Annotated in this window: 18 protein-coding genes and 1 tRNA gene; 5 read left to right on the plus strand and 14 right to left on the minus strand. The window is 41.1% G+C overall.

Going from position 1 to position 26,705, the window contains the following annotated elements; genetic code table 11:
- Nucleotides 1–6 precede the first annotated feature (6 nt).
- The 6 genes from AACU33_RS27650 to AACU33_RS27675 all read right to left on the minus strand — a co-directional run bounded on the left by AACU33_RS27650 (nt 7) and on the right by AACU33_RS27675 (nt 6,031).
- On the minus strand, nt 7–1,023 hold the full coding sequence (locus AACU33_RS27650; RefSeq protein ID WP_096592802.1) for an aldo/keto reductase: 1,017 nt from the start codon (nt 1,021–1,023) through the stop codon (nt 7–9).
- Entirely contained in the window at nt 1,017–2,138 is a 1,122-nt protein-coding gene (locus AACU33_RS27655; protein ID WP_096592804.1) for a T3SS effector HopA1 family protein, read from the minus strand. Before AACU33_RS27655 ends, AACU33_RS27650 begins: the two co-directional genes overlap by 7 nt.
- Before the next feature lie 22 nt (nt 2,139–2,160).
- A complete protein-coding gene (locus AACU33_RS27660) occupies nt 2,161–3,342 on the minus strand; it encodes an aminoglycoside phosphotransferase family protein (protein WP_096592807.1) in 1,182 nt (393 codons plus the stop codon).
- A gap of 216 nt (nt 3,343–3,558) precedes the next feature.
- Entirely contained in the window at nt 3,559–3,789 is a 231-nt protein-coding gene (locus AACU33_RS27665) for a hypothetical protein (protein WP_096592809.1), read from the minus strand.
- Nucleotides 3,790–4,388: 599 nt separating this feature from the next.
- Nucleotides 4,389–4,462, minus strand: a tRNA-Val gene (locus AACU33_RS27670).
- A gap of 66 nt (nt 4,463–4,528) precedes the next feature.
- A complete protein-coding gene (locus tag AACU33_RS27675) occupies nt 4,529–6,031 on the minus strand; it encodes a hypothetical protein (protein WP_096592812.1) in 1,503 nt (500 codons plus the stop codon).
- Nucleotides 6,032–6,200: 169 nt separating this feature from the next.
- Between AACU33_RS27675 and AACU33_RS27680 the strand changes: the two genes are divergently transcribed.
- Both AACU33_RS27680 and AACU33_RS27685 read left to right on the plus strand, forming a co-directional pair.
- Nucleotides 6,201–6,977 carry an SDR family NAD(P)-dependent oxidoreductase gene (locus AACU33_RS27680; protein WP_096592815.1) on the plus strand — a complete coding sequence of 259 codons (777 nt, stop codon included), beginning with the start codon at nt 6,201–6,203 and terminating at the stop codon, nt 6,975–6,977.
- Nucleotides 6,978–7,313: 336 nt separating this feature from the next.
- A complete protein-coding gene (locus tag AACU33_RS27685; RefSeq protein ID WP_096592817.1) occupies nt 7,314–7,763 on the plus strand; it encodes an orange carotenoid protein N-terminal domain-containing protein in 450 nt (149 codons plus the stop codon).
- Nucleotides 7,764–8,266: 503 nt separating this feature from the next.
- On the opposite strand, the gene AACU33_RS27690 is transcribed toward AACU33_RS27685, so the two are convergent.
- The gene (locus AACU33_RS27690; protein WP_096592820.1) at nt 8,267–9,484 is read right to left on the minus strand and encodes an ABC transporter permease; all 1,218 of its coding nucleotides are present in this window, start codon (nt 9,482–9,484) and stop codon (nt 8,267–8,269) included.
- Nucleotides 9,485–9,575: 91 nt separating this feature from the next.
- Nucleotides 9,576–11,048 carry an efflux RND transporter periplasmic adaptor subunit gene (locus AACU33_RS27695; RefSeq protein ID WP_096592822.1) on the minus strand — a complete coding sequence of 491 codons (1,473 nt, stop codon included), beginning with the start codon at nt 11,046–11,048 and terminating at the stop codon, nt 9,576–9,578.
- A 795-nt stretch (nt 11,049–11,843) separates the two neighbouring features.
- Here AACU33_RS27695 and AACU33_RS27700 point away from each other — a divergent pair.
- Nucleotides 11,844–14,300, plus strand: coding sequence for a hypothetical protein (locus tag AACU33_RS27700; RefSeq protein ID WP_096592825.1), 2,457 nt, complete (start codon nt 11,844–11,846; stop codon nt 14,298–14,300).
- Between the two features lie 447 nt (nt 14,301–14,747).
- Here AACU33_RS27700 and AACU33_RS27705 read toward each other — a convergent pair whose 3' ends face one another.
- From AACU33_RS27705 to AACU33_RS27725, 5 genes are all read right to left on the minus strand, one after another.
- On the minus strand, nt 14,748–15,134 hold the full coding sequence (locus tag AACU33_RS27705) for a hypothetical protein (protein ID WP_096592828.1): 387 nt from the start codon (nt 15,132–15,134) through the stop codon (nt 14,748–14,750).
- Nucleotides 15,135–15,875: 741 nt separating this feature from the next.
- Nucleotides 15,876–17,309: a TolC family protein gene (locus tag AACU33_RS27710; RefSeq protein WP_096592830.1), complete on the minus strand. Its 1,434-nt coding sequence runs from the start codon at nt 17,307–17,309 to the stop codon at nt 15,876–15,878.
- 175 nt (nt 17,310–17,484) lie between these two features.
- Nucleotides 17,485–18,156 carry an ABC transporter ATP-binding protein gene (locus AACU33_RS27715; RefSeq protein ID WP_096592833.1) on the minus strand — a complete coding sequence of 224 codons (672 nt, stop codon included), beginning with the start codon at nt 18,154–18,156 and terminating at the stop codon, nt 17,485–17,487.
- A 92-nt stretch (nt 18,157–18,248) separates the two neighbouring features.
- The gene (locus AACU33_RS27720; protein WP_096592836.1) at nt 18,249–19,532 is read right to left on the minus strand and encodes an ABC transporter permease; all 1,284 of its coding nucleotides are present in this window, start codon (nt 19,530–19,532) and stop codon (nt 18,249–18,251) included.
- Nucleotides 19,533–19,610: 78 nt separating this feature from the next.
- On the minus strand, nt 19,611–21,179 hold the full coding sequence (locus tag AACU33_RS27725) for an efflux RND transporter periplasmic adaptor subunit (RefSeq protein WP_096592839.1): 1,569 nt from the start codon (nt 21,177–21,179) through the stop codon (nt 19,611–19,613).
- Between the two features lie 1,194 nt (nt 21,180–22,373).
- On the opposite strand from AACU33_RS27725, the gene AACU33_RS27730 reads away from it, so the two are divergent.
- The gene (locus AACU33_RS27730) at nt 22,374–23,258 is read left to right on the plus strand and encodes a tetratricopeptide repeat protein (protein ID WP_096592841.1); all 885 of its coding nucleotides are present in this window, start codon (nt 22,374–22,376) and stop codon (nt 23,256–23,258) included.
- A gap of 146 nt (nt 23,259–23,404) precedes the next feature.
- On the opposite strand, the gene AACU33_RS27735 is transcribed toward AACU33_RS27730, so the two are convergent.
- The gene (locus AACU33_RS27735) at nt 23,405–23,803 is read right to left on the minus strand and encodes a response regulator (RefSeq protein ID WP_096592844.1); all 399 of its coding nucleotides are present in this window, start codon (nt 23,801–23,803) and stop codon (nt 23,405–23,407) included.
- A 228-nt stretch (nt 23,804–24,031) separates the two neighbouring features.
- On the opposite strand from AACU33_RS27735, the gene gyrA reads away from it, so the two are divergent.
- Nucleotides 24,032–26,536, plus strand: a complete 2,505-nt coding sequence (gene gyrA / locus AACU33_RS27740) for a DNA gyrase subunit A (RefSeq protein WP_096592847.1) — start codon at nt 24,032–24,034, stop codon at nt 26,534–26,536.
- Nucleotides 26,537–26,705: the final 169 nt, after the last annotated feature.

The raw sequence follows: 26,705 nt of genomic DNA on the forward strand, positions 1-26,705 counted from the left end.
TTTGATTTAAGCAGTTTGATAAATTAAGCGATCGCGCGGAACGTCTTGTATTGTCAACCGTTTGCGATGTAAGTCACCGTAAAGGTTGAGGTAATCTATTTCCGTAGGTGTTAACTTGCCTTTTTGCACTCTGGCGATCGCTGCATCAATTTCCTTGCGTCGTTTCATTCCCGTCAAGCAAACATCCACGCCATTTTGGGATAAAGAGTAGCGATAAAAATCGGGCACAGACGGTTGCCAGCAATCTTTAGGCAACTGAGCTGGAGCATTTGCCAGAAATGTGTGCATTCCCGCAGACTTAAAGGTAACAATGCCCGATCGCTGTGAATCTTGAACCTCTACATCTTGGAAAATCTTACTCTGAGCATTGCGGTGAGCCACATTATGTCTTACCATCACCACATCTAACAACGGACTATTGAGCCACTGACGGGCTAAATCTAGATCGTGAAACGAAGCCCCGATATAGCGAACGGCACCCATTTTTTTCAAACGTTCTGATATGCCAAACCACCTTTCCATCTTGCGCTGATACACTGAATTGCTGCCTCGCAGATCGTGGGAAAGTTCCATACAATCTTGAAAGCGGGGAGCATCATCCGTGCCAATCCAGCCCCAGAAAAACACGTCTACATAATCAATTTTTAGTTCTTGAAACTGATCGAAAAGTGCCGCTAGTGCCATTTCTGGGCTTTTGTTATAGGTGACAGTCGCTAGAATCACATTCTCCCGAACAGACGAACCTCGCCTGCATAATTGCCGCAGCGCATCAGACATTTTGCTGTACAAAAAGTGGTGTAAATCGCTAGAGAAAAAGAAATAATTAATACCTTGCTCAAAGGCATATAGCGTATCTTCACTGGAGATACCGCTTCCACCTCCTAAACCCAAACAGCTCGCTGTCAGATCGGTTCTCCCCAACTTACGGTAGAATGGCAAATCTGACGCTGGAAATCTAGCGTTTAGCTCACTTACTCTGTCGGGTTTAATCGTAGGTTCTGGTGCTAAATCAGCGATTAGCATAGTTCTAAGGTGGTGTAGATATCTTCAGAGTTTGCATTCAAGTAAGGATGATTTACATCGATCCCAAGACGGGAAAAATTTTGCAAAATCGAAGTCATTCGGTTCTCTGGAGACTCATCACCATTCTCACGGGCTTGAAGTAAGCCATTGGCAACAATTTGGCAACGGTGCGTTCCAAAACTTTCTTTAGTAGCAAATTTGCGATCGGGTTCTTCTGCTAGTGCCAGTCCTGGTGCGAGAAACTTGGTGAATAAGGGTATCTCTGGTTGAAAATGCGATTTATTTTCGAGATAAATCCCCTGAAGCATTTGCCTAATTGCTTCATAATCTTGCTGATCACTGTATAGAACCGCAGAGTCGAAGCGATCGTAGTCAGACGGATTATAGAGTGCCTTAAATTTGAAGGGAATTGCAATGTCATTTAATTGCGTGGTGATTGCATTCATCAGAGCGATCGCTCCTTCAGGCGTGAGGTTAAAATAAATTCGCACACATTCAGGATCGTTTGAATTGTTGCGATTTTGCGAACTCACATTACTAACTGCCATATAAAAGCCACTTTGAACGCGATTGCGTGGCAAGCGGATGCTAACATCGTTACCGACTACAGCAGACTGGTGTTCTACCCGCAGATGGCGTTCTCGCTCAATATGCAGGGTTAAATTATCTTTGATTACTGCTAGAGTGCCATCTACCTCCTGTCTCAGCACTCTCCAACCTGAGTCAAAATAACCTGTTCCCCGATTACTGTTATGCAACTGCTCGTAAAATTTCAGATCTACGCCCTGAAATCGGTTGTTCTCTAAGCTTTGCTCAGGCGTTAACTCACCTGCATCGGCTTCTGCTGCTAAAACCTTACGGAGGGAACCGTTGTAATAAATGCCGTAAAGAAAACTTCTTAGTTGTAGACTTTGATACTTAGTTTGAAGTTGCAACGGTAGATTTTGAAAGCGAGAAACAACATCGGGTGGCAGCTTTAAGGGTTTGTAGTCAGGATGCCGAATACAAAAGTTAGACTCAAGCTGCACTTTACTAGCAATTTCTTGAAGTGTGCCCAACACGCGATCACCTGATGTATTGAGTGATTGAGTTGGTATATAATCTAGCAATTGCATTACGATCTTCCCCAAAAAACACTTAAGCAAGAGCAGGCTGCAAGCCCGTAATTTCAGATGCAGCAGTCCCAAACACTGCCGACATAAATTGTTCTGGACTGCAAAGTAAACCTTGCGCCACCTGAAGGATGCAAATTCCTGTATTTCCAAAGGTTTTGCGGTGCTGAAGCGTTGCTTGAATGTGTAGAATTAAAGCCAAACCAGAAAACTGCATCACTCTCTGCAAAAACCCAGGACAATACTCCAGGATTTCTGGAAAATTGGCGAAATAGGTACTCACCAAGCCAGCGATTGACGGCTGTAAGTTTTCCAGTGGTGTAACCGCCATGCGTAAAGAGTCTTCAATATCAATGGATTTACTCACCACTAAGCTCTTTAACCAAAGAAGCAAATAACTGCCGACAAGCATCCCAATATCAAAAGCTGGATCGCCCCAACTACAACGCTCCCAGTCAATTACACGAACTACACTGGGTTCAGAAGATTGTTCTTCCAGAATTTGCTGCCAATTATTGTGCAGCAAGATATTGTTCAACTTGAGGTCATTGTGCGTTAAACAATATGGCGCGATTGTGTCTGTTAATTGTGCGATCGCATTTCTCAAACTATCGTAACGCTGATATAGAGCAAAGAATTTCAAACCATCCCCAGGCACCTGACCAAAAACTTCAGGATTAATGCGATCGAATTTGCGAATAATGTAAGGAATACCGCCGTTTAGGGGTGCATCTTCACGTCCCTGAGAAAAGAAATCACGATATTCCTCATGATTGAGAGTCGCTTGATGAAATGCTGCTATGGTGCTACCAATAGTAGATGCGATCGCAGGCGGAAAAAAATTGTTTTTTGTATAAAAATCAATCAGATCGCAATGGTCTTTGAGGTAATTAAAAATAATAATTGAGTCTTCCTCATTAAAATGAATTACCTCTGGAACGAATGGATGAAGGTGATTCAATGATGGAAATTGTTGTAAAAATTCTTGTATCCGCCATTCGTTAAGAAATCCACCTGTTGTTTTGCCATCAGGTCTATAACATTCTTGTTTTATAATTATCGTGCGATTATCAGGCAAACTCAACAATAGGTTAAAGTTTCGAGCAGCTTTATGTTCTATCTGCCCTGGATATTCTCCTAATTGAGTATAAATATTATGTCGTTCTATATACTCAAAAACATTTTGTGAACTTAGCAAAAATGACATGAATACTATGTTTTCACAATTCGCTGAACAAAGTTAATTAGGAACGCAGGGTTGAGACATACCTAAGAAGATATGCCTTCAACCCTTATCGCTCAAAATCAAACTGGATGAGCTACAGTAATTCAGTTTTCTCAATCAATGGACACCCTGAAAAATTTAATCGGTTGATATAGCCAATGCAATTAAGCTAGCAGTGGCTATGTAAAAAGGTACTAGCTAGTCGAGATCCCCGATACTCACATCGCTACCTGGGCCTGTACTGGTATATGTACCGGACGAGACATAGTCTCCAGCAGAGATTGAAATATCATCTGCTCCACCTCGAGCATTGAGTTCATCTTCACTCAAATTGTCGAGATAGCCTTCATCCTTTTTGAGGAATTCGGAACCAGCAGGGCGCTTCTCGTTCAAATCATTGAGTTTGATTTCCCGTTTCTTATCAGACATTTTTGCCTCCTTACTTCTAGATAAGATTCTAGATGAGTCAATAGTTCTGAATAGAAACTAGAATTTATTTCTCTAGCTTCCATACATCCTTAGACTAACCTTATTAATTTGATTATTCAAGCAATTAGAACCTATTTTATAGACACAAAAAAAGTATTAGAAAGATATTTATGTCTTGAATTTATAAGAATCAAAGAAGTTGATGTATTTCCTAAGCATCTTAGGTAAGAGATGTTAAGAGTAAGTGGCTAGAGTGTCGGTTTCTTCATCTCTACTTAGATAGATATAGTTGCAAACCCATCTTTGATAAAGGTGTAAAAAATTTGGACATAAATAGTTTAATTACCTTCTAATTATGTCTTTTTATGGGTTAACAGATTACAAATAACAGATTATTTATCGCTTCAACAAATTAATTTCGTCCTATCATAAACTGCTCAAGTCAAGTCAGCTTAAGGATAGCGAGGACAGGACGGTGCGATTGTAGGGTGGTAGTTGGCGGGCGTGGCTAGAAGTTTACTGCGATCGCCTACACTATCATCCCAATTTCAAAAATTTGAAAAGCGATAATTAACAGATTATTTGTCATTCTAAAAAAATGGACGTAACTGGATTCGAACCAGTGACCTCTACGATGTCAACGTAGCGCTCTAACCAACTGAGCTATACGTCCTTAACCCACGATTAGCAAATATAGCATACCCATTTAAGATAAGCAAGTATTTAGACGTGCAAAGGCTTATTGTTTCTGTTGAAGCCTTTTCTCAGCAGATGCTAGCAATGTTTGCGCTTCTGCATAAGCAGTTGTTCCCGCTTTGATAGTTTTCAACCGATTGATAACGCCTTGAATTTTACCTTTTAGCTGCTGCGGCTCGGTGGGTGGAGAGGCTATCAAACTTTGGATTTGCTCATTAGCTTCTTGGAGCGATGCTTGTGCTTCACCTTCGTCTTTGCGGCGAGTTTCGATAATACCTAAGTTCGTTTGATACTCTGCAAGTAACTTTTGCGCTGCTACATAGCCGGGTTCTTCCACGCGAATATTTTCTAATTGATCGATTGATTTTTGCCACAATTTTTCAATTTGCTCCCACTTCACTACAGGATGAGGTGGATTTTGTGATGCTTTAGCTGCTGCTAGAGCAAATTCTTTTGCTGCTTCAATATATGTACCGCTACGAGGATCGGCTACTGTTTTGAGTTTGGCTTGATAACCAGCTAGCAATCTTTGTGCTTCTAAATAGCGAGGATTCTCTGTTGGGATTTGGTTAAGGCGCTTAATTGCTTGTTCCCATAATTCTGTTGCAGCTTTGGGTTCTGTTGGTTGGATTTTTTCAGCTTCTAAATCAAATTCTTGTGCAGCAGCAATGAATGTACCGATACGCGCGTTATCAATATCGCGTTTGTAAGCTTTGAGTTTAGTTTTTGCAGTCTCTCCAGCAAAGGTGGCTTCGGGAATTTCTTCTAGTTGATCGATGGCTGCTTGCCAAGATGCGATCGCTAATTCTTTATCTTTAATAGTAGTAGCTTGTTCGTATTGCTGGCGTGCTAGCTTGAGCGCCATTTCTCCTTGCGCTAGGGGTGTAAAAGCATTTCGATCTTGAAAAGCGATCGCATCTATTCGCGCCACCCGTTGCCTAGCTGCTTCAAACTCATCTACGGTAAACTTCCAAGTGCAACCAAAAAAATTACAGTAAGCTTGAGGATAGTATCCTAAAAACCAAACTGGCAGATTATCCAGATTTTTTTGTGCTTCTTTAGCTTTTTGAGAACCTTGCTCAATATCATAGGGACTGGTGGCTTGATTAATTAACTGGTCTGCTTGTTCAAGGTTTTTAATTGCCTCACGATAGTGATAATCCATATTTATATAGCTAGGCAATAACAAGATGGGAACAGTTTTAGCAACAGGCCAGCGAATCATTGGGTAAGGCAAATTTATTACCCACAGCATCCCTGCGGAACTGCCCAAAAGTATAGATGCCCATTTTATAGTGCTAAAAAGACTAAGCGGTTGATTAGCTTTTGCCGCTTGTTTGAGTACCTTCTCGCTAAATTGAGGATAGATATCGATGACGCTATCTCGCAATTCATCTAACTTAGCCGGAGAACCTTTTTCCAGGCGCAGTTCTTCTAAGCGCTTAATGACTATTTCTTGTTCAATTTCGCTGACGCGATCGTTACCACTGCATCTTTGAACTTCAGCAGACAAAATTTTCCAGGCTCTTTTATTTAACCGATACATAGACACAAGATGTAACTTATGATTCTAGTATTCCCGCTTGGCGTGGAAAAACTACCATGTTGTTGAGTTCAGTTTTGATCTTTTTGGCATACAACTCTAGATAGTGAAAAGTAGTAATAACTATTGTTAGGATCTATAAATTGATTTAATTTTTATCAAAAAACCTAGGATGTCAACTGCTTTAATTACAGGAGCCTCTAGCGGTATTGGTAAAGCCTTTGCCCAACAACTAGCAGCACGGAATACTAATCTTGTTTTAGTTGCGCGTTCACAAGAAAAATTACATCAACTAACTAAAGAACTACAAAAAAATTACAATATTAAAGTAGAAGTTATAGTTAAAGACTTGACAGAACCTCGTGCTGCTCAAGCTATCTTTGATGCTACTCAAGCACAAGGATTAACGATTGACTTATTAATCAATAATGCAGGTTTTGGCGATTACGGTGATTTTGCTAGCTCTGATGGGGAAAAGCAAGTCAAAATAGTGCAATTAAATATTTTGGCTTTAGTCGATTTAACTCATAAATTTCTGCCATTAATGCGGCAACGTCAATCGGGAAGCATTATTAATGTGTCTTCTATAACCGCATTTCAACCAATGCCATATCTTTCTGTTTATGCCGCCAGTAAAGCTTTTATTGTAAGTTTTAGTCAGGCTCTATGGGCAGAAAATCGTCCCTATGGTATTCGCGTTCTCGTTACTTGTCCAGGCCCTATAGAAACTAACTTTTTTGCTGAAGCTAATTTTCCTCCGACTTTAGCAGGGAATACAGAGCAAATGTTTACTAGTGAAGAAGTGGTAGAACAGTCTTTAAAAGCTTTGGATAATTGGCAGCCAGCCATTGTGATTGGCGATGTAAAAACTCAAATTAGAACTATATTAGCAAGGGTAGTACCAAGAAAAATTCTGTTGAATATGTTAGCTAGAAGTTTTAAGTCCTAATATACGTTCTTAAAGTCAATATCTAATATTTAGAATGTACTAAAACAAGAGCGATCGCTCTTGTTTTTTTGCTATTTCTACTATGAGTTGAAATAATATTTGCGGCACATCAATTATTTGTAGTCATCTTCTTACCCATATGCGCATTCTTTTAATCAATGGGTATTAGTTGTACTCTGTAGAGGCTATCTACATCTGTCTGACAGAATAAGTATTGTTTCTATCTTTCGTAGGATTATGCCTCTAGAATCATTCGTTAAGTTATGTGGAGTAACTGCAAGAAATTTTTCTTAGGAACCGCAAAACTAAGAAAAACTCGCTTAATTTGGAGTTTTTATGACCTACACAGTTGACGAACGCACTAAACCAGCTTTAGAAACTTTTCGACGATTTGATGTAGATACTCAACTGGCTATACTTTGGTACGGTTATCTGGATATTAAAGATCAGCTAAACCCATCACCTCCTAACAGTGTGGAAGTTCCTGGTAAAGCCGTGTTCGATCACATCCAGAACTTGTCTCAACAAGAACAACTGCAAGCGCAACGCGACCTACTTCGGGGTGGTAGTAGTGAGATTAACCGTGCTTACAAAGCGCTAAGTCCCAATGCGAAACTAGAGGTTTGGTTGTTGCTGGCACAAGGGATAGAGAATGGAACTATCATCCCAGTTCCTACTGAATATAAACTTCCTGCTGAAACAGACCAATTTACAGCACAGATCAAACAGCTAGAGTTCGATCAAAGGCTAAATTTCATGCTGACTGCTGTACAAGCACAAGGTTAGTTTGTACCGTTTTGGATTTTGGATTTTCGTGAATCCTTAGGTCGCAATCATTTTTTCAACTGCTATTAGGAAGTATGGTGTTTTACTATTGCGGCCTAACACATTGGTCATCAATGTTATGACATTAAGCCTTAATGTTGTAAGCTGAAGGCTTCATGTTCCAACCTTAAGCCTTGATGTTACATGCTAAAGGCTTAATGTTGTAACCTTAAGACTTCATATTATAACCTTAAGCCTTAATGTTGTAAGCTAAAGGCTTAATGTTCTAACCTTAAGGCTTAATATTGTTACTTGTATAAGAAAAGTTTTAATATTAAGCCTTAATGTTACAGCTTTTCTTATTAATGTTGTAATTTTGGTCACAATAAAATCAATAAAATCAAATCCCCAACTTTTCAAAAAATTCGGGGATATATTTGGTAAGGGTAGTAAGCGATCGCTTAAAACTCTGACAAATGACAAATGACAACCCTCACCAGTTATCTTTAATTACACCAACCAACTTAAGCGCTTCTCAACGCTACAATTGGGTCGAGTTTGGCTGCACGACGTGCAGGAACAACACCGAAGAATAAGCCAATCCCGCCAGAAATACCAACAGCCATTGTAATTGCAACAGGTGAAATTCCGGCTTCTAAGGGAGTTAAGGCTGCAACTAAGAAAATACCACCAACACCAACCGCCGTACCGACAAAGCCGCCAATTGCAGAGACTATCACGGCTTCAACTATGAACTGTAGCAAAATATCTTGCTGAGTTGCCCCGATCGCTTTTCTAAGTCCGATTTCTTGGGTGCGTTCGGTGACGGAAACTAGCATGATATTCATGATACCAATGCCACCGACAAACAAAGATATCCCAGCGATCGCCGCTAGCATAATTGTTAATGCGCCTGTAATTTGCCCGACTGTTTGCAATGCATCTTTCTGAGAACGAATTGTAAAGTCATCTTCGCCATTAATTTTGTGGCGTTGTCGCAGCAAGTTGGTAATTTGAAACTCGGCTGCATCAACGCTATCAGCATTCTTCGCAGAGGCGACAATATATGTCACCTCTAAACCATAGGGAGAAGTTCGTCCAATTAGGCGGTTAGCTGCGGTAATAATTGGTACTAATGCTGCATCGTCGTAATTCACACCTAAGTTTGAACCTTTGGCTGTGAGAACGCCAATGACTTGAAAGCTGGTATTTTTAATTCTTAATTGTTGTCCTACAGGATTAACGCTACCAAATAGCCTTTCTGCTAAATCTGCACCTAACACAGCAACTTGGTTACTGCGCTTCATATCTATATCTGTAAAAAATCGTCCTTTTTCAGCGTCAAAATCTCGTACTGTCAAGAAGCTGGGAGTTGTACCGATGATATTAACATCGGTGTTGCGATTGCGGTAAGTCACCACCTGACGGCTATTTAACTCAGCAGTCACATTTGCTACCGTTGGTACTTGAGTTGCGATCGCTTGTGCATCCTCTAAAATCAGAGTTTTAGGCACATCTCTAGAAATACGCTCAGTTTCTCGATTACCTGGCAATACAAATAATATATTTGGCCCTAATGATTCTAATTGTTGAGAAACATACCTCTGCCCACCTTCACCAATCCCAATCATGGCAATTACTGAAGCATTACCAATAACGATACCCAACATGGTCAGGGCACTACGTAACTTATTTGCCAGCAGGGTTTTCCCCGCCATTTGAATGCTTTCTAAAAAGTTCATATCCTGTCATTTGTCATTTGTTAATGGGCATGGAGCATTGGGCATTGGGCATTTGTTATTTCTCCCTACACTCCCCACACTCCCTTGTCCCCTATTTCTGACTCTGCTCCTTCGCTTTCTCAATCTTGTAATCCTTCGGTGGGTTTACAAAGATGCGATCGCCTGCTTTCACTCCTTCTAAAATCTGCGTTTGGTCTTGGATTTGCGCCCCAACAGTTACTTGGTGAAACACGGGTTTATTATTGGCGTCGGGGATGAGTACGCCAGTTTGACCTTTTTCGGTGACAATGGCGACTGTGGGTAATACTAAAGCATCACTGACGCGATCGCCTAAGAAAGTCAAATCAACATTTAAGCCAGAACGTAGTTTATCCGTACCAGTATCTAGTGCAACCCGCACCTGAAAGGATGTTACACCTTGTTCAACCACTGCTTCGGGTGCAATCAGGCGCACCCGACCTTTAAATACTTGGTCGGGATAAGCATCCGCGACAATTTCTACCTGTTGTCCTGGTTTAATTCTGCCAATATCGGCTTCTGGGACTTGCGCTAGCACTTCTAAACCTCGTGCGACAGCGACAATTGAACTAGAAGTAGCCGATGCACTACTAGAAGCAGAAGTTGTTGGCGTCACAAACGCACCGATGTTTGCATACTTCTGGGTGACAATCCCAGTAAAAGGAGCGCGAATTACTGTATCTGCAAGTCTTACTTCAGCCGCTTTTAATTGAGCTTGCGCAGCTTTCACCGCTGCTTGACGTTGAGCAATTTCTTCAGGACGGCTACCATTTTCTAACAGCACTAATGCGGCGCGTGCTTCTGTAACAGCTGCTTCCTTCGCCTCGATTTCTTCAGTACGAGTACCACTTTGCAACAGAGACAGCCGTTTTTGCGCTTCTTGTAAACTAGCTTGTGCGCGTCTGTCTTCACTTATATATTGATCCAGCTGGTCTTGAGAAGTTGCACCTTGTCGTGTCAATTCTCTATACCTAGTTACCCGTGCTTGCGTTAAGTTAACCTGGGCTTTTGCCGATTCTACTTGCGCTTGCGCTTGTTCAATTTCTTGAGCGCGATTACCCGCACGCGCTGCGGCTAACTGAGCCTCTGCTTGTGCTAAACGCGCTTTAGCTTGAGTAATTTCCTGAGGGCGATTCCCTGCACGGGCTTGATCGAGTTGGGCTTGGGCTTGGGCTATATTCGCTTTGTATTGTAGGATTTGAGCTTCAATTTCGCCAACATCCATCCTGGCGATAATTTGCCCTTGTTGCACGCGATCGCCTTGTTCGACATATAATTGCCCCAACACCCCTGGATTTTTGGGACTGATATTCACGCTCTGAACAGGTACTACTTTACCGCTAGCAGTAATTCGCAGAGTGACATTTTGCGTTTCTACAGGAACAGTTAATTGAGTAATGTCTTGTTTACCAGTCCCCCGATTCACCAAATTGTAGGTAGTAGTTGTACCCACAACCAAAACACCCGCTGTCATTAGCCCTATTAGCCAACGCAATGGATACTTTACTTTTTTACCAATCAAGGGGATTTCTACGTGCGTATTCATGATAGCAGCCTATCAATATTACTTTCAGGGAATATCTGTCTGTTAGAGGAAGAGTGCAACAACTTGGGGTTTGAAAATTTAGACTCAATCTCGATAGAACAGTAAAAACTACCTGAGGACTTTTGGTATTAGTGTTTGCTTTACCATTCTTGATATTAACTTTTAGTAAAGTTGTATGCCTTCACCTGATTGGGTGACATCAATGAGATTGTCCGTAAAACCTACGAAAGGTTTACAGCAGTTTACTGATTCTGAGAATACTTCCTGTAGAGACCGTATAGTACAGTCTCTACAGTGTTGTGAATTTGATACTGTATCCATCAAATTTTTTTAGCTATTTTGTGCCTATTGATTCCCATATCTTCCGGAAGTTTTAGAGATTTCACTGAAGTAATAATTGTAGATGCATAGTAAGAGATGGGGCTGCTGCTGAACTGGTCATTGCTAATTACCTGACCCCATAAGATAGCTGAACTTTTACATTTATTTTTGCCCGACTGACTTATTCGCTTTTCACTATTAAAAGCCGATAATAGGCGAACAACTAAAATTTGGGAAATTGTATCAAGGAAAAACTAGCGGCTGTTTACAGAAAAAGTGACAGATGTAGACACTCGCAGAGTAGTTTTTTTCCGAAGATTAAGCATTGATTTTATCGAAATTTGCAGACTGAATAATTCAGGCGGCAACGCTCAGAGTGTATTTACCATTAATGATGCACAAACTTGCACAATCGTGAATTGTTTGTGTAATAACTCTGTGTCGCAAGAAATAATATGATTTCACTTCATCATTATGAATACAACTACAAATAAATCGCGCTTAATATTGTTGGTAATTACTGCATCTGTTCTGCCTAAACAATTATGCGGCGAAAAAGTATTAGCTGCGGAATTAAGCAATCTAGAAACTGCGAACAAGCCAGAATCAGTTGTAAATCATCTTCCAGATTATTTAGAAAGTTCTAGCAATCTTCCATCTCCAATTTCCGAGCCAGAATCTTCAAGCGATTCACCCGAATTTGAAAGTAACCCTCAAGCAGAAATATCTAATTCTGCACAGCAACTAAAAGGAGAAAATTTGGAAACACAGGTGAGTAATTCTCATCGTTGCATTCCACCCCAATTAGGCACACCTGAATTTACTCAAGAAGATGAATTAGAACCAATAATTACTAATTCTGAATTGTGTCAGCCTAATAAATTAGAACAAATTCAAAAACAACAGCAAACAGCCCCAATATCTACGCCCGCACAAAACTTACCCAAACTTATTGAATTACTGCAAAAACCAGTAGAAAATCAGCCACCAGCATCTACACCAGCAGATTCAAAATACATTATTCCACCTCAAGTAATTGCTAAAGAAAAAGTCCCAGCATTTACAACTACAATGATGCTGAATGGCTTACCCATCAGTCACTTAACAGAATGGGAATTTGCTGGAGGGAGCAGTTTCAGCAATCAGCAAAATCAAACGTTTGATGTCAACGGTATTATCAAACTCAACAGCCAAATTGAAGCAAGTTTGACCAAAAATAACATTTTTACTGTCGAACAAAAAAGCAGTTATTTACAACTACAAACAGTGAGAAGAAAGCGGGAAGTTACAATTGCTAAAAAAGCTGCTGAGACTATCATGGGTACGGAAATACAATTAAGTCTCACAGCTAACTGTTTATCTAATCCCGATCGACAATGTACATATACTCCAGGAATTATCACCGATAAAAATTCTATCGACCCTCAAACACTAATGCCAATGCGCATTATGCAAACTTCTAATTTTGGAGATGTGGTAGAAACAGCATCGCTAGATGCTATGAAACAGCCTGGTTTTCAAACAGGAACCAATGGGCAAGATATAGGCGTAGATTTATATTTCCCGAAGGTTGGTACTGTGTCATCTAGCGATACCACATCGGTAACTAGAAAAGAACAAATTGAAAACACGCCTGTGGGAATCTATTCTACAGTCAGACAAGTTGTGAGAGCTAACGATCGCGAAGCTGTTATTGGTAGAACAGTGCGCGGTTTTGGATTAATCGCAAATGATGAAAATAGATTGCTCAATTCTGCTATTCAACTAGGGAATTTAATCTTACCAGATGCCAATCCTCAAATTGTAGGCGGGACAAATCCCCCTAATAAAAATGTGAACTACAATTTATTTTTTGCCGCTAATAATGCACGCCTACCAGCCAACAGTTTAACTATTTATCATGCTGGTATTGGAGAAGCAAAAAGTACATCACCAGATATTAAAGACCCACAAAAATTGCCCAGTGCCCATTTTAATAGTATCTGGATTGGTCTTTCGCCAATTACCAAACGTACTTTATCTGAGGACACTTATTATGAAGTTACTGGGCCGCAGCGAATTCTAGTTGATGCAGGTGCAGAGGGAGGTTATGAATCGAATGTAAATTTTTTATCTCTATTCAATAACCAAAGTTTCTCCACTGCTAACCTACAAGATTTCTACAGCCAAATTTATCTCAAAATGTTTCTTCAAGATGTGAATACTTTAAGAACTAGCAAATTCACAGAAAAAACCAGTTATTTTCCTCATCTTAGCTTTACTGGTAATACTACAAAAGGAGACGATGTTTTTAGATATTATGCAGGTGTAATTGGTGCCCAAGAAATAAAAGCTTATCTTGGTGCAGATTTTACCAAAAATACTTCTAGCGGTTGGAATTATACCTTAGGAGGAATTGCCTATCTCAACCCCGACTATGACTACTATACTCAAGTCATAGGGAGCGTTTCCAAAAAAATTACCCTCAGTCAAAATGCTAATATATTCCTCTCTACTGGATTAAATTATGCACTCGATCAACCAAAGCGTATTGGTAACAATGTCATGGATTTATCTGGTAGTTCGTTAACAGTAGGCGCACGAGCTAACATAGGAGATTTTTCTGTAGGTTTAGTTAATTATTTTGGAGATATATTGCCTAATTCTGTCAAAGATACTCTTGTAGCCGATATCGCTGCTAAGTTGGGGGATAATTTGCAATTGTCGGCTTACTACACTCCCATAAATAAAAGTTCTGCTCGCTCGTGGTACGGTGCTAGCGCCCAATTCAAATTAGGCAATAAATACAATAGCCCCACACTAGCATTCATGTGGGCTAACAATGAATACAACTTAGGTGCTGATTCCTCTGGACAAGAGTCGAGTGTTAAAGATAACGTCTTCCAAGTTTGGTTACGTTTGGGAGAGCCTAATAATCCTTTTATACATTGAAAAAGTCCGATTGCAGATGCCAAGGAGCAAAAAGTTATATCAATCGGGGAATTAAAACTATCCTAACTAAGAGACACCAAATCTTCCAATTTGGTGGCTTTGTTCTCTAATTTTTTGGCACATACAGATAATTTAGAGACGTAATCAAGCACGTCTCTCGTATCATTAGCCTTAACAAATAACAAAATAATAATGTCAGCTTTATACAAAAGTATTTAATTCAAAACGAATTATCTTACAAAGAAACCCGGTTTCTCTTATTTCTCTAAGCTGCTGTTCTTAGGGTAGAAACCGGGTGATTAGCTATAGTGACACTACATTTATTTTTTCCGCCTACTTAATAGGCTTTAGAGATATCGACTTGGTCATTTTGATTAAACATTGACACAGTTTATTATGCAACCTGATAAATATAATAAATTAGCACCAATACCGAACAACTAATGATTAAGGACGCAAAACATCGCCATAAACACCGTCATTGTTCAAATGATTTACTTGTGGAATAAATAGGGTGGGATCGCGATGTCCTCGCATCGAAACTTGCCCAGTTGGTTCGGTAGACAACCTGACAGTGCCAGCACTTCCTAATGCAGAAGCTGTGTTAGTTGTAGGCTCGAAGAAATTACCTTGTCTATTAGTTGCGGCAGCGGCAGCATCTTGTTTACCTACTGCGGCAGCAGCTGCGCCTCCTGTTACACCTCCCCACGGTGTGCTGGAGAAGGATACAGCGGCAGCGGCACCACCTTCACCAGCCATAGCAACTGGAACTAAACTCAACAAGCTGGTAGTAGCGGCAAATAAAGAAATAGCAATTCTTTTGCTGATACTCATAACATCCTCCTTTTTGTTACAACACATATTTATATACGTGTTGTATCTTTCTATATCTTTTAGTAAATCTTTTCGGAAATCTATTAATTGCTCTTGTAGTTGCCATCTTTTAAACTATCTCACTTAGCAAATAAATTTCCTATATTCACTTTAGCTTAAGTCACGCTATTAGTACTTTATTTAATAAAAAACTTTACATTATTTCTGTTAAGAAGAAATTTGATATTTACCTTAAGAAATGTATTAAAAGTCAATATATTTTCTCAGCTCAATATTGTTCTTTTTATTCTAATTTTAGTTTTTAAGTTTATAAAATCAAGCAGAATGCACTGCCAATAATAAAATTTACCTCATCATCATGCATAAAAAGCTTCGGAGCGAAAAACAGAATAAGGTAAATAATTCATGTCTCTTAACTAACTACTCAGAATTCTCAACTCAAAAGTCTTTCAAGTTAGAAAATAGGACTTATATCAATTAGAAAAAATCATAGGACACACCGATCGCAACTTCTTCTCAAGCTTCTTTGCAGACCTGCTGTGTACGCACAAATCCTTAGGGACTTGCGGCTAGAAGTTATTAGCTTTACAAATAATACCGATGCAATTATGGTTGCGATCTATCGACTGTCGTTAAGGACGAGGAAACCCCGACCCTAACGATGCATTTGTCGCATTCTTTTTTCCAATAGCTCTACTCCCCTGCATTCGGAATGATGGGTTGTTTTTTATTGGGGAGTTCCTAACGTGCAGCTCTGGAAGTAACAGAACGCTGTAAATTAGCCAAAGCGCGATTGTAATCTAAGATAGCTGAAACTCGATTACCTTCTGCTCTTGTCAGGTCGTTTTCGGCAGCAATCACCTCTGTTTGCGTACCAACACCAGCTTGGAATCTCAACCTGGCTATCCGCAAAGCTTCTCTAGCTTGTTCTAAGGCGACCGTAGAAGTCTGCACATTATCTAGATTAGATTGCAATTGAAAATAGAACTGTTCTACATCAAAGCGAATTTGGTCGCGTTGACTAGCAAAGTTTGTTTCTGCGATCGCAATATTAGCTCTTGATTGAGCTGCTCTTGCTCTTGCTGCTCCACCATCAAACAAAGTTAAATTTGCTTGCAGTCCCACTGAATAACCATCAGCAACGCTAATATTATCGTTGAATTGATCTAGTAAACTATACCTACCAGTCACGCCTATTTGTGGCCCTAGTTGTGAAAGCGCCTGACGACGTTGTTGTTCGGCAATATTGCGTTGTGCTAACTGTTGGGGCAATTCAGGGCGATTTTGAAAAGCTTGCACAATAGTTTGTTCGAGTGTTTGCGGCCAAAGACCCGCTATTCTCACAGGATCGGCTGCCGTGACATCAACCGACTGTGGCAGACTTAATAGCGTGCCAAACTGACGACGCGCAATTTGCTGCTGTGAAAGAGCAAGAGTTAGCTGTTGTTGTGCGTTAGCTAAATTAACTTGCGCTTGCAGAACATCGAATTGCGTACCTACTCCAGCTTGAAGTCTAGCTTGCGTATCGCGTAAACTAGCCTGAGCATTTGCTACCGCAGCCTGATTAATTCGGACTTGTTCATCTGCTCCTTGCAAGTTGTAGTACTGGGTGGAGACATTTAAACCAATTACCAAAGACTGATTTTCAACATTCAATTCATCTACTCTTACCTGCTCTTCTGCTGCTCGGATATTAGCTTGGCGATTACCGGAGGTATAGAGGTCATAGTTGAGTTGTGCTTGACCGTTGAAGGATGTAGTTGATGAATTACCACCACTAAAACCAGGGCCGTTGTTAGTTAAATTAGTACTAAGATTAGCATTAGGTAACAAAGCAGCCTGAGCTTCTCGGACTGCGCTTTGGCTGCGTTGTAACTGCAATATAGCTACCTGCAATGTTCGATTATTGCGTCTTGCTAGTTCCAAAGCCTGAGCCAAAGTCAGAGGTACAGTTCTCTGAATTCTCACTTCCTCTGGTTTGGTAGGAAATTGTAAAGGATTAGGATTCGGGTTGAGATTATCGATGTTTGAAGCAGGGTTAGTTCCTGTAATATCTTGGGATTGCTTCACTGCTGGGGGTGTTGCTGCATCTGTGCTTTGAGCTAAAGTTGGCATGAGAATAGCAACTGCCACTGCAACCCAGGTAGAACGCACAAAAAATAAGGTGAAATTCATAGTCGATGTAGTAGTAAATTGGTTTTCTCAGCAAATTCGAGGCAGCAATTAAAAATCTTTATCATATTGAGAAATCATAATTTTATCTAGAAGCTTTTGAATTCTACATTATAGATAGTTTATAATAAAAAATTTTGATCTCAAATCTCAACTAAAAAATCTCAACTTGACATAATTAGCCTACAATTAAACCATCTTGTACGCGGATAATTCTTTTAGTTTGAGCAGCAATATCTGGCTCATGGGTAACAATCACAATCGTAATTCCTTGATCGTTTAATTCTGTTAATAAATTCATCACTTCATGGGAAGTTTCCGTATCTAATGCTCCTGTTGGTTCGTCTGCTAAAACTAATGCAGGTCGGTTAACCAAAGCGCGTGCAATAGCTACTCGTTGTTGTTGTCCTCCAGAAAGTTGGCTGGGACGGTTAGCAACACGCTCTCTTAATCCAACTCTCTCTAAGGCTTCCAATGCTCTTTGGCGGCGTTTTGGCTTGGGTAAATTGGCATAAACCATTGGCAGCATAACATTGTCTAATGCTGTTGCTCTTGCCAATAAGTTAAATTGTTGGAAAACAAAACCGATTCTTTGATTACGAATATAGGCTAATTCATCATCATCATAGGTAGTGAGGTTTCTGCCTTCAAAAATATAATGTCCTGAAGTTGGACGATCCAGACAACCTAAAATATTCATGAGTGTGGATTTACCTGACCCCGATGCACCCATAATCGCCACATATTCTCCTTCTTCAATTGAGAGTTGAATTCCTTTAAGTATAGGGACTTCAACTTCTCCTAAGTGGTAGGTTTTGGTAATGGATTCCATCCAAATCATTGTGGGCATTTTGTGATTTGTCCTTTGTCATTGGTCATTGGTTATTTCTTCGTTGTCTTCCTGGTTCCACCACACTTCCTTGTCTCCTCTATCCTGTTTAATTAGTCGCTACGTAAAGCGGTTATTGGATCTAATTTTGCGGCATTTCTAGCGGGGATAACACCAGCAATTAAGCCAACAGTTAAAGATAGCCCAAAACCGACAATTACTGATATTAAAGAAATTACAAATGGAAATTTAAATATAGTTGCGGCACCAAAGGCAATGGCAACACCACTCACCATACCAATCGTTCCACCCACAATGGAAATGACGATCGCTTCGGCTAAAAATTGATTCAAGATAGCGGAATTAGTAGCTCCTACGGCTTTGCGGATGCCAATTTCTCTGGTACGTTCGACCACGGAAACTAGCATAATATTAGCAATCCCAATGCCGCCCACTACTAGAGAAATTCCCGCGATCGCTACTACCATCACGGTAAATAATCCCACAACGTTGGTAAAGGTGCTGACAATATCAGCTTGGTTGGTTAAGCGAAAATCATCAGCTTGTGGTGGATAGATGTTGTGACGCAGACGTAAGAGATTGGTGGCTTGAAACTGCGCCGCCTCTAACTGCTCTTGATTAGCACCTTTGACTAAAATGCCACTCACAGAAACACCTGCTAGGGCATTATTACCAACTAGTCTGGCTGACATACTGGTTAGAGGTATGAAAACTTGGTCATCTCGATCCATTGGCCCCTGAGAACCCTTAGGTTCCATCACCCCAATTACTTTATAAGCCTCTCCTCGAATGCGGATTGTTTCACCTATGGGATTGACACCTTGGTCAAAGAGAGTCTTTTGCACTGTCGGCCCAAGCACAGCAACTTGTGCTGCTGTATTGAGTTCTTCTTGAGTAAAATATCTTCCCTGCTGGGGGTGAGTATTTCTCACGTCTGGGTAGTTCAAATCAGTGCCGTAAATTGTTGTTGATGTGTTTTGTCCTCCATAAACAACTTGGGCATTCCGTTGTAGATAGGCAGAAACCATCTGAGCCGATGGCGCTTGCCCTGCGATCGCTTTTGCATCTTCCCAAGTTAAGGTACTGCTAGAACCTATCCCTTGGCTGATATTTCCACTTCTGGCTGCACCAGCTAAAATTTGGATGACATCTGTACCCAAAGCTTGGATCTGTTGCTCAACTCCTTTTTGTACCCCTTGACCAACAGAAGTAATGGCAATGACTGAAGCAATGCCAATAATTACGCCTAGCATCGTTAGTCCTGTGCGTAACTTATTACTCCACAGTGTTTCTGTTGCCATTGACAAGATTTCTAACAATGGCACTGTGCGGGTATTCTTCTTAGCTTTGTAAAAGCCATTAAATATCTTAAACATACTCGCTAAGGTCTAGAGATAAGGGAGACAAGGGAGACGAGGGAGTGTGGGAAGAAATAATTAGTTGACTCTGGACTCTTAAGGAGAACCACCGCCTTGAGAACGTCCACCACCACCACCTTGAGAACGTCCGCCACCACCGCCTAAGCCGGGGAAAACCCCGCCTCTGGGTGTTGATTGCGGTCTTGAACCTGGTGGAAAACTGAGCAATACTCTCTCGTCTCCTGATAGTCCAGACTTAACTTCGGTAAAGTTATTGACTGTTACGCCCGTTTCGATCCGAGTAAATACAGGTTTATTATCTTCTCCTGCCACAAATACACCCGTCGCATTTTCTCGGCGGACAACTGAGGCTGTAGGCACTACCAGCGCATTCTCCAATTGACCGACTTGGAAATCTGTGGTCACATTCATCCCAGACCGCAGTAACCTTTGAGGATCTGAGAGCGATACTCGCACTTCAAAACTGGTAACGTTTTGCGTAACTACAGATTGGGCAGCGATTTGTCTAACTCTACCTTCAAATATTTTTCCTGGATAAGCATCGGCTTTAATCGTCACTTTCTGACCAATGCGAATTTTGGAAATATTAGTTTCGGCTAAATTTGCTACAACTTCATTGGTCGAAGCCAAAGCCAAAATCGAAGAAGAAGTCGCAGAAGATACGTCACTACTAGCAGTTGTGGGAGTTACAAAAGCCCCAGGATCGGCGTATTTCTTTGTCACCACCCCATCAAATGGGGCGCGAATAATCGTGTCATTGATTTGGGCTTGGATATTTTGCAAGGAACCACGCGCAGATGTCACCTGGGCGCGGGCGGCGTTGATGTCTTCTTGGCGAGTTCCGGCTTTTAAAAGTGCTAAAGCTTGCTGTCTTTGCGCAACTGTAGCGCGTGCTGCTTCTATGTCTTCTGAACGCGACCCAGCTTTTTGTAAACCTAAGGCTTGCTGCGCTTCATTCACAGCAGCTTGGGCGCTGTCACGATCTGCACGACTTTGATTTAAAGTCTGAAGAGAAATACCACCGGAATTGTAAAGTTGCTGATTGCGCAGGAAATTGTCTGCCGCTTTTCTCAAAGCAGCTTGGGCACTTTGTAACCGTGCTTGTGCTTGGGCAATATCCTGAGGGCGATTGCCTGCTTGTACTTTTTGTAGATTTGCTTGGGCTTCGTCTAGCTGTGCCTGTGCTTGAGCAATATCTTGAGGACGATTTCCAGCTTGTGCCTTTTGCAGATTTGCCTCAGCTTGTGCCAATTGTCCTTGGGCAGAGGTGAGTTGTCCTCGCAGATTGGAATCATCCATGTAAGCTACAATCTGCCCTTGTTTGACAATATCTCCTTCCTTCACCAGAAGTCTTTTCAAGATGCCGGAATTTTTCGGGCTGAGGTTAATTGACCTCTCAGGTTTTACCGTTCCATTCGCTGAAACTGTAATTGCTAAAGTCTGCCTTTCTACAGGCTGTGTCAGAACGCGGCGTCTTGCTTGCTGAGTAGGAGCGACAGCTACCTGGTAATAAATTACGTAGCCAATTCCACCCAAAAGTACAAGGGAGAGCAGCCAGGGTAGCCAGCGAATCTTCCCTTTGGTTCTCTTGACTTCAGGAATCAAAGCTGATGAATCTACAGGGTTTGATGCATCAATTGTCATAGATACTCTTTTTTTTTATCTGTAAACATGACTCGATCGCAATATTTTTGTATAAATTCATGCTAGTAATTATCGTGCAAAATCGTTCAAACTGGTGCATGACTAAAGTCACTAGTACTTTCAGATTGGGACATGACCAATGTCATCAATTTTCATTGATGTAGCTTGACTCTAATTAACTCAGCAAGGAATTTTGAGCGCTTTGGCTAGCAGGTATTTATTTAATACACCAGTAATTTTCATTTGTTGTTATCGAAAATTAAAAATATCTGCTTGCTTAGGCTAATTAGCCAATTTATGCATCAGGTTAAAAAACTGTTTTCATAGTGCTATACTGAGAAATTATTTTATTACTAATATACTTTCAAGGTATCTATCATTGCTTGAATTATGCAACTTTGGCAGTTGGTTTGAGAAGTTGCTAGTGTTTGCCAAAACCTAGTTTGGTTATATATTACTCCTGTATTTTGTTATAATTGCTACTGTTTTATATTATTGCTGGTATTAGATAAAGTACTAGAATTATTTAAAACTAACTCACTAGAGAACAAAAGACTTCATCTAATAGTTGGATATCTGAGATTTAAAATCAAGAATTTGATTAGCTAAGATCGCGCAACTATCGTTAGCAATAAATAAACAATTGCTGCTAGCTTGGGGAAATTCTCTGCCTAAGAATTGGCACAATATTCTGAACAAATACTAATTTATCTGAGGGGATAGATTCGGGAGATGCAGCTCGATCTAGAAAAACATAGTTGATTAAAGAACTGAGTAGAATATAAGCGATCGCCTTTCGTTGGCAAGAGTAAAGCGAACCTAAGTAGAGGAAGAAAATCTGAGAAAAACCTTCTCTGCTGCATTTACATCCTCCGCAGCTCTCTGCCCGTTCCGGAAAACTGCTCAAAAAACTCGTTTAGGATAGGAAAAAGATCGGTAAAAGCAATAGAAGATAGCACGGGTATGCGGATATACAGGGACGCAGAGGAAAGTTAGAGATCCTTAGGCGTTAACCCTATTCCCCGTTTGCTCTTGAAGAGTAAATCTGTGGGCTGATTTCCCCATTCCTCAATTTTGTGGAAATAATTTCCGATCGACTCTTGACTTTTGACTACAAAATTTGCCTTTCTTCTAAGACGGAGATCGTTTAAGCTAGCTGAAAGATTCTTTGATTTGTGGGTAAGAGGGGGTAGTGTGCCTAAAAATATTGGAATAATTTCTTTTCTAGTTGTCTGTAGTTTGTGGAGTATGCCAAAAGCAGCACAAGCACAGGCACTAATACCCCATACACTGCAACTCGATGCAGGGAAATTGGAAAAACAAGGCTTGAGCTTGGCACAAGAGGCGGCTCAACTAGGTCAGTTTCAACAGTTTGAGTTAGCTTTGCCACGAGCCAGGCTGGCTAGTCAACTGGCTCCGAAAAATGATAAAGTTTGGTTTCTATTGGGTGGTTTACAGCTGCAAACCAAAAATTATGATGAGGCGATCGCTGCTTTAAAAAAAGCACAATCACTCAATCCAAAAAATGCTGATGTGTTGTTTGCAATGGGTTCGGCTAACTTTCAGCAGCAGAAATATCCAGCAGCGATTGCTAATTACCAAGCTGGCTTGAAGTTAAAACCCAACGATCCAGAAGGTTTATTTGATTTGGGGAATGCATACTATATGACTGGTCGATTGCCAGATGCGATCGCTCAATATAATAAAGCCGTCTCCTTCGATAAGAAATTTTGGCCGGCAATTAACAACACTGGCTTAATCCATTACGAACAGGGTGATATTCAAAATGCGATTAAGCAATGGCAAACTGCTGTATCTTTGGACAAACAAGCAGCAGAACCTTTACTAGCCTTGGCAGTAGCCCTATATACTAAAGGCGATCGCCAACAAGGTTTAGCAATGGGAGAAGCTGCACTCCGCATCGATCAGCGCTACGGCGATTTGGATTTCCTCAAGCAAAATCTTTGGGGTCAACGTCTACTATCGGATACGAAAAAGTTCCTGGAATTACCCAGGATTCAAGCAGCTCTACAGCAAGGGGAAAGTCCATTAAACCCTAGTCAACCGCCTGCCCAATAGTAGAACAGCAATTGGCAATTGGTAATTGGAACCGCTTTTAACTATTACTCATTACCACTTGCCGAACTATCCCTTTTCATAGTACATATATACTCATGTAACGGGAAGTTGGGCATTGCTGAATGTCAATCACCAATTCTCAGCTTTCATTGTGTGGGTAAAAGTGCCAGGATTTGGTCAACAAAAAGTTGATGGTCAACTACAGGCTTAGAGATGTACCCATCAGCACCGCTTTGTTTCAAGAAGTTCTCGCGATCGCCTTCCATAGCGTGAGCAGTAACCAGAATCACAGGTAAGTTTGCTGTTTTTGGGTCAGCTTTTAACATTTGTGTAATTTTGATACCATCAACAGATTTACCCTGGTAAACACTTCGCGAAAGAGAAACATCCATTAAAATAAGGTCTGCATCACCAGATTGGGCAATTTTGATTACTTCTTCCACATTTTCTGTATGTTTAACATCTAAGCCACCGCGCTTGGTCAAAATTTTGGAAAAAACGCGAGCATTGATCAGATCGTCTTCTACAATCAAAACAGTTTTCATGAGAATTTAACTTATGAGAATAGGGGGGATAAACACCTGAAAAAAAACAGTTGTCTGCCTCCTTTTTAGTCTTCAATGTGTATCCCCGTCATCAAGGATAATACTACTGCTTCTTATCCTATGACCATCAAGATTTGGTTAGAAATTCCTTTTCATCCGTTATGCTGTGGTTGTTGCAGCATTAATTTTAGGCGACTTTTGTGTAGTTAAATTTCAGGGAAAAAGCTCATGGCAAAACAGTTAAACCTTCTCTCAACGGGACAGGTAATCACCACAGCCCTGCACACTGAGATGCAACGGTCTTACCTAGAATATGCCATGAGCGTAATTGTAGGACGAGCGTTGCCAGATGTGCGTGATGGCTTAAAGCCAGTCCATCGGCGTATTTTATACGCCATGCACGAACTGGGACTAACACCAGATAGACCCTATCGGAAATGTGCCCGTGTCGTGGGGGATGTGTTAGGTAAGTACCATCCCCACGGCGACCAAGCAGTTTACGATGCTTTAGTGCGGTTAGTGCAGGAATTTTCTAGCCGCTATCCCTTACTCGCCGGACATGGTAACTTTGGCAGCGTTGACAATGACCCGCCAGCAGCAATGCGTTATACAGAAACGCGCCTCGCCGCCATTGGTCATGAGGGAATGCTGACAGAAATTGGTGAAGAAACTGTAGAATTTATCGGTAACTTCGATAATTCCCAACAAGAACCAACAGTTTTACCCGCACAGTTACCATTCTTATTACTTAATGGCTGTGCGGGTATTGCTGTGGGAATGGCAACGAATATTCCCCCACATAATTTAGGGGAAGTTGTTGATGGTTTAATCGCTTTAATCGACAGCCCAGATTTATCAGATGAAAAATTATTCGAGCTAATTCCCGGCCCAGATTTTCCCACTGGCGGAGAAATTATTGGTGATGCAGGAATTAAAGAAGCATACACCACAGGTAAGGGTGGGATTGTATTGCGGGGAGTTGCAACCCTAGAAGAGATAGCCCCATCTCGTGGGAGCAAGCGACGCACAGCAATTATTGTCACAGAATTACCATATCAAGTAAATAAAGCAGGCTGGATTGAGAAAGTAGCCGAATTAGTCAATCAAGGTCGCTTGCAGGGAATTTCGGATATTCGCGACGAAAGCGATCGCGAAGGAATGCGCGTCGTCATCGAACTCAAACGCGATACCAATCCCCAAGAAATACTCCAGCATTTGTATCACCAAACCGCTTTACAAACAAACTTTGGGGCGATTTTGTTAGCGTTGGTAGATGGACAACCTCGCCAGTTAAGCTTGCGCCAGCTGTTACTAGAATTTTTAAGTTTCCGCGAGCAAACCCTCAACCGTCGCTACAGTTACGAATTAGGTAAAGCCGAAAGTCGCCTGCATTTGGTAGAGGGTTTACTCTTAGCTTTGTCTAACGTAGATACCGTCATTGAAATTTTGCGCCAAGCAGCTGATGGTAGCACCGCAAAAATTAACCTGTGTAGCCGATTAAATTTGAGTGAAGTCCAAGCAGATGCAATTTTAGCTATGCCATTGCGTCGCTTAACAAGTTTAGAACAACAAAATTTGCAGCAAGAGTTTGAGCAACTCACAGAGCAAATTAATTTATTGCGCAGATTACTCAGCGATCGCAAGGAATTACTCAAAGCGCTGAAAAAAGATTTGCGATCGCTCAAGCGTAAATATAGCGATCCGCGTCGTACTAAACTCGTACCTTTCACTGCGGAAATCAGAAAACCAGAAGATAAAGGGAGAGTTCGTCAGCCTACAGAAGAAGATGAGGATTTTTCTCAACCATCCGCACCCGCAGAAGAAACAATTTTAGAGTTTACCCAACGGGGATATGTGCGCCGGATTCAGCCCAATGGGAAAAAATCTAAAGCTGAAAACGGTCTGAATGATAACGACTTCATCATCCAAACTCAGTTAACTGACACAGCAAAAGATCTGTTAGTACTAACCAGTGGCGGTAAAGTCTACCCGGTGACGGTAGGAGAGATTCCCCTAATCACTGGGCGTTCTCCCAAAGGAAGACCACTGATTACCATGCTGAGTAATACAGCTCAAGGTACTCAAGAAGCTGTTGTCAATCGCTTTGTGCTACCAGAAAATTCGGAAACTACTCAGCTAATTCTGTTGACGAAACAAGGAAGAATTAAACGCTTGTCTTTGGAAGAATTAACAAACCTGACTCGTCGGGGAGTAACGATTGTCAAACTCAAAGACGATGATGAATTATTGTTTAGTCAATTTACTACTACAGGTAAACATCTGATCGTCGCCAGTTCCAGCGGACGCTTATTGAAATTTCCCGTAAATGACGAACAACTACCGATCATGGGTCGTGCTGCAATGGGACTACAAGCCTTACGAATGCTGAAACATCAGCAAATGGTTGGCTGTGTCACGGTGAACGAACAAGAAGATTTGTTGTTAGTTACCGAAGAAGGATATGCCAAACGTTTTCCTGTAAGTCAGATGAGATCTGCCAATAGAGGAGATTTAGGCACGCAATACGTAAAATTCACCACCAAAACTGATAATTTAGCCGGAATGGTCGCCGCGATCGCCTCTGCGGAAGTAGCGTTAGTCACTAATAAAGAACGGGTAGTGCGTATACCTCTGGAAACAGTACCTTTGTTAACTAGGGATACCAAGGGTGAAAGCATCCTGCAACTCAACCGCGATGAAAAAATTATTACGGTCGTCGAGGTGCGACAGTAGCCTTGCAGACAGCATGGATTAGATAGTGTCAGGACAAATTGCGTTGTAAACTTATGAGGCTTTGAACTGCGTTCACGAGTCTTTGACCTCGGTTAACCAGTCTTTTAGCTCCATTAATGAGCCTTTGAACTTCGTTAACCAGCCTTTTAGCTCCGTTAATGAGTCTTTG

The sequence above is a fragment of the Calothrix sp. NIES-2098 genome (assembly GCF_963875125.1).
GTDB lineage: Bacteria > Cyanobacteriota > Cyanobacteriia > Cyanobacteriales > Nostocaceae > Aulosira.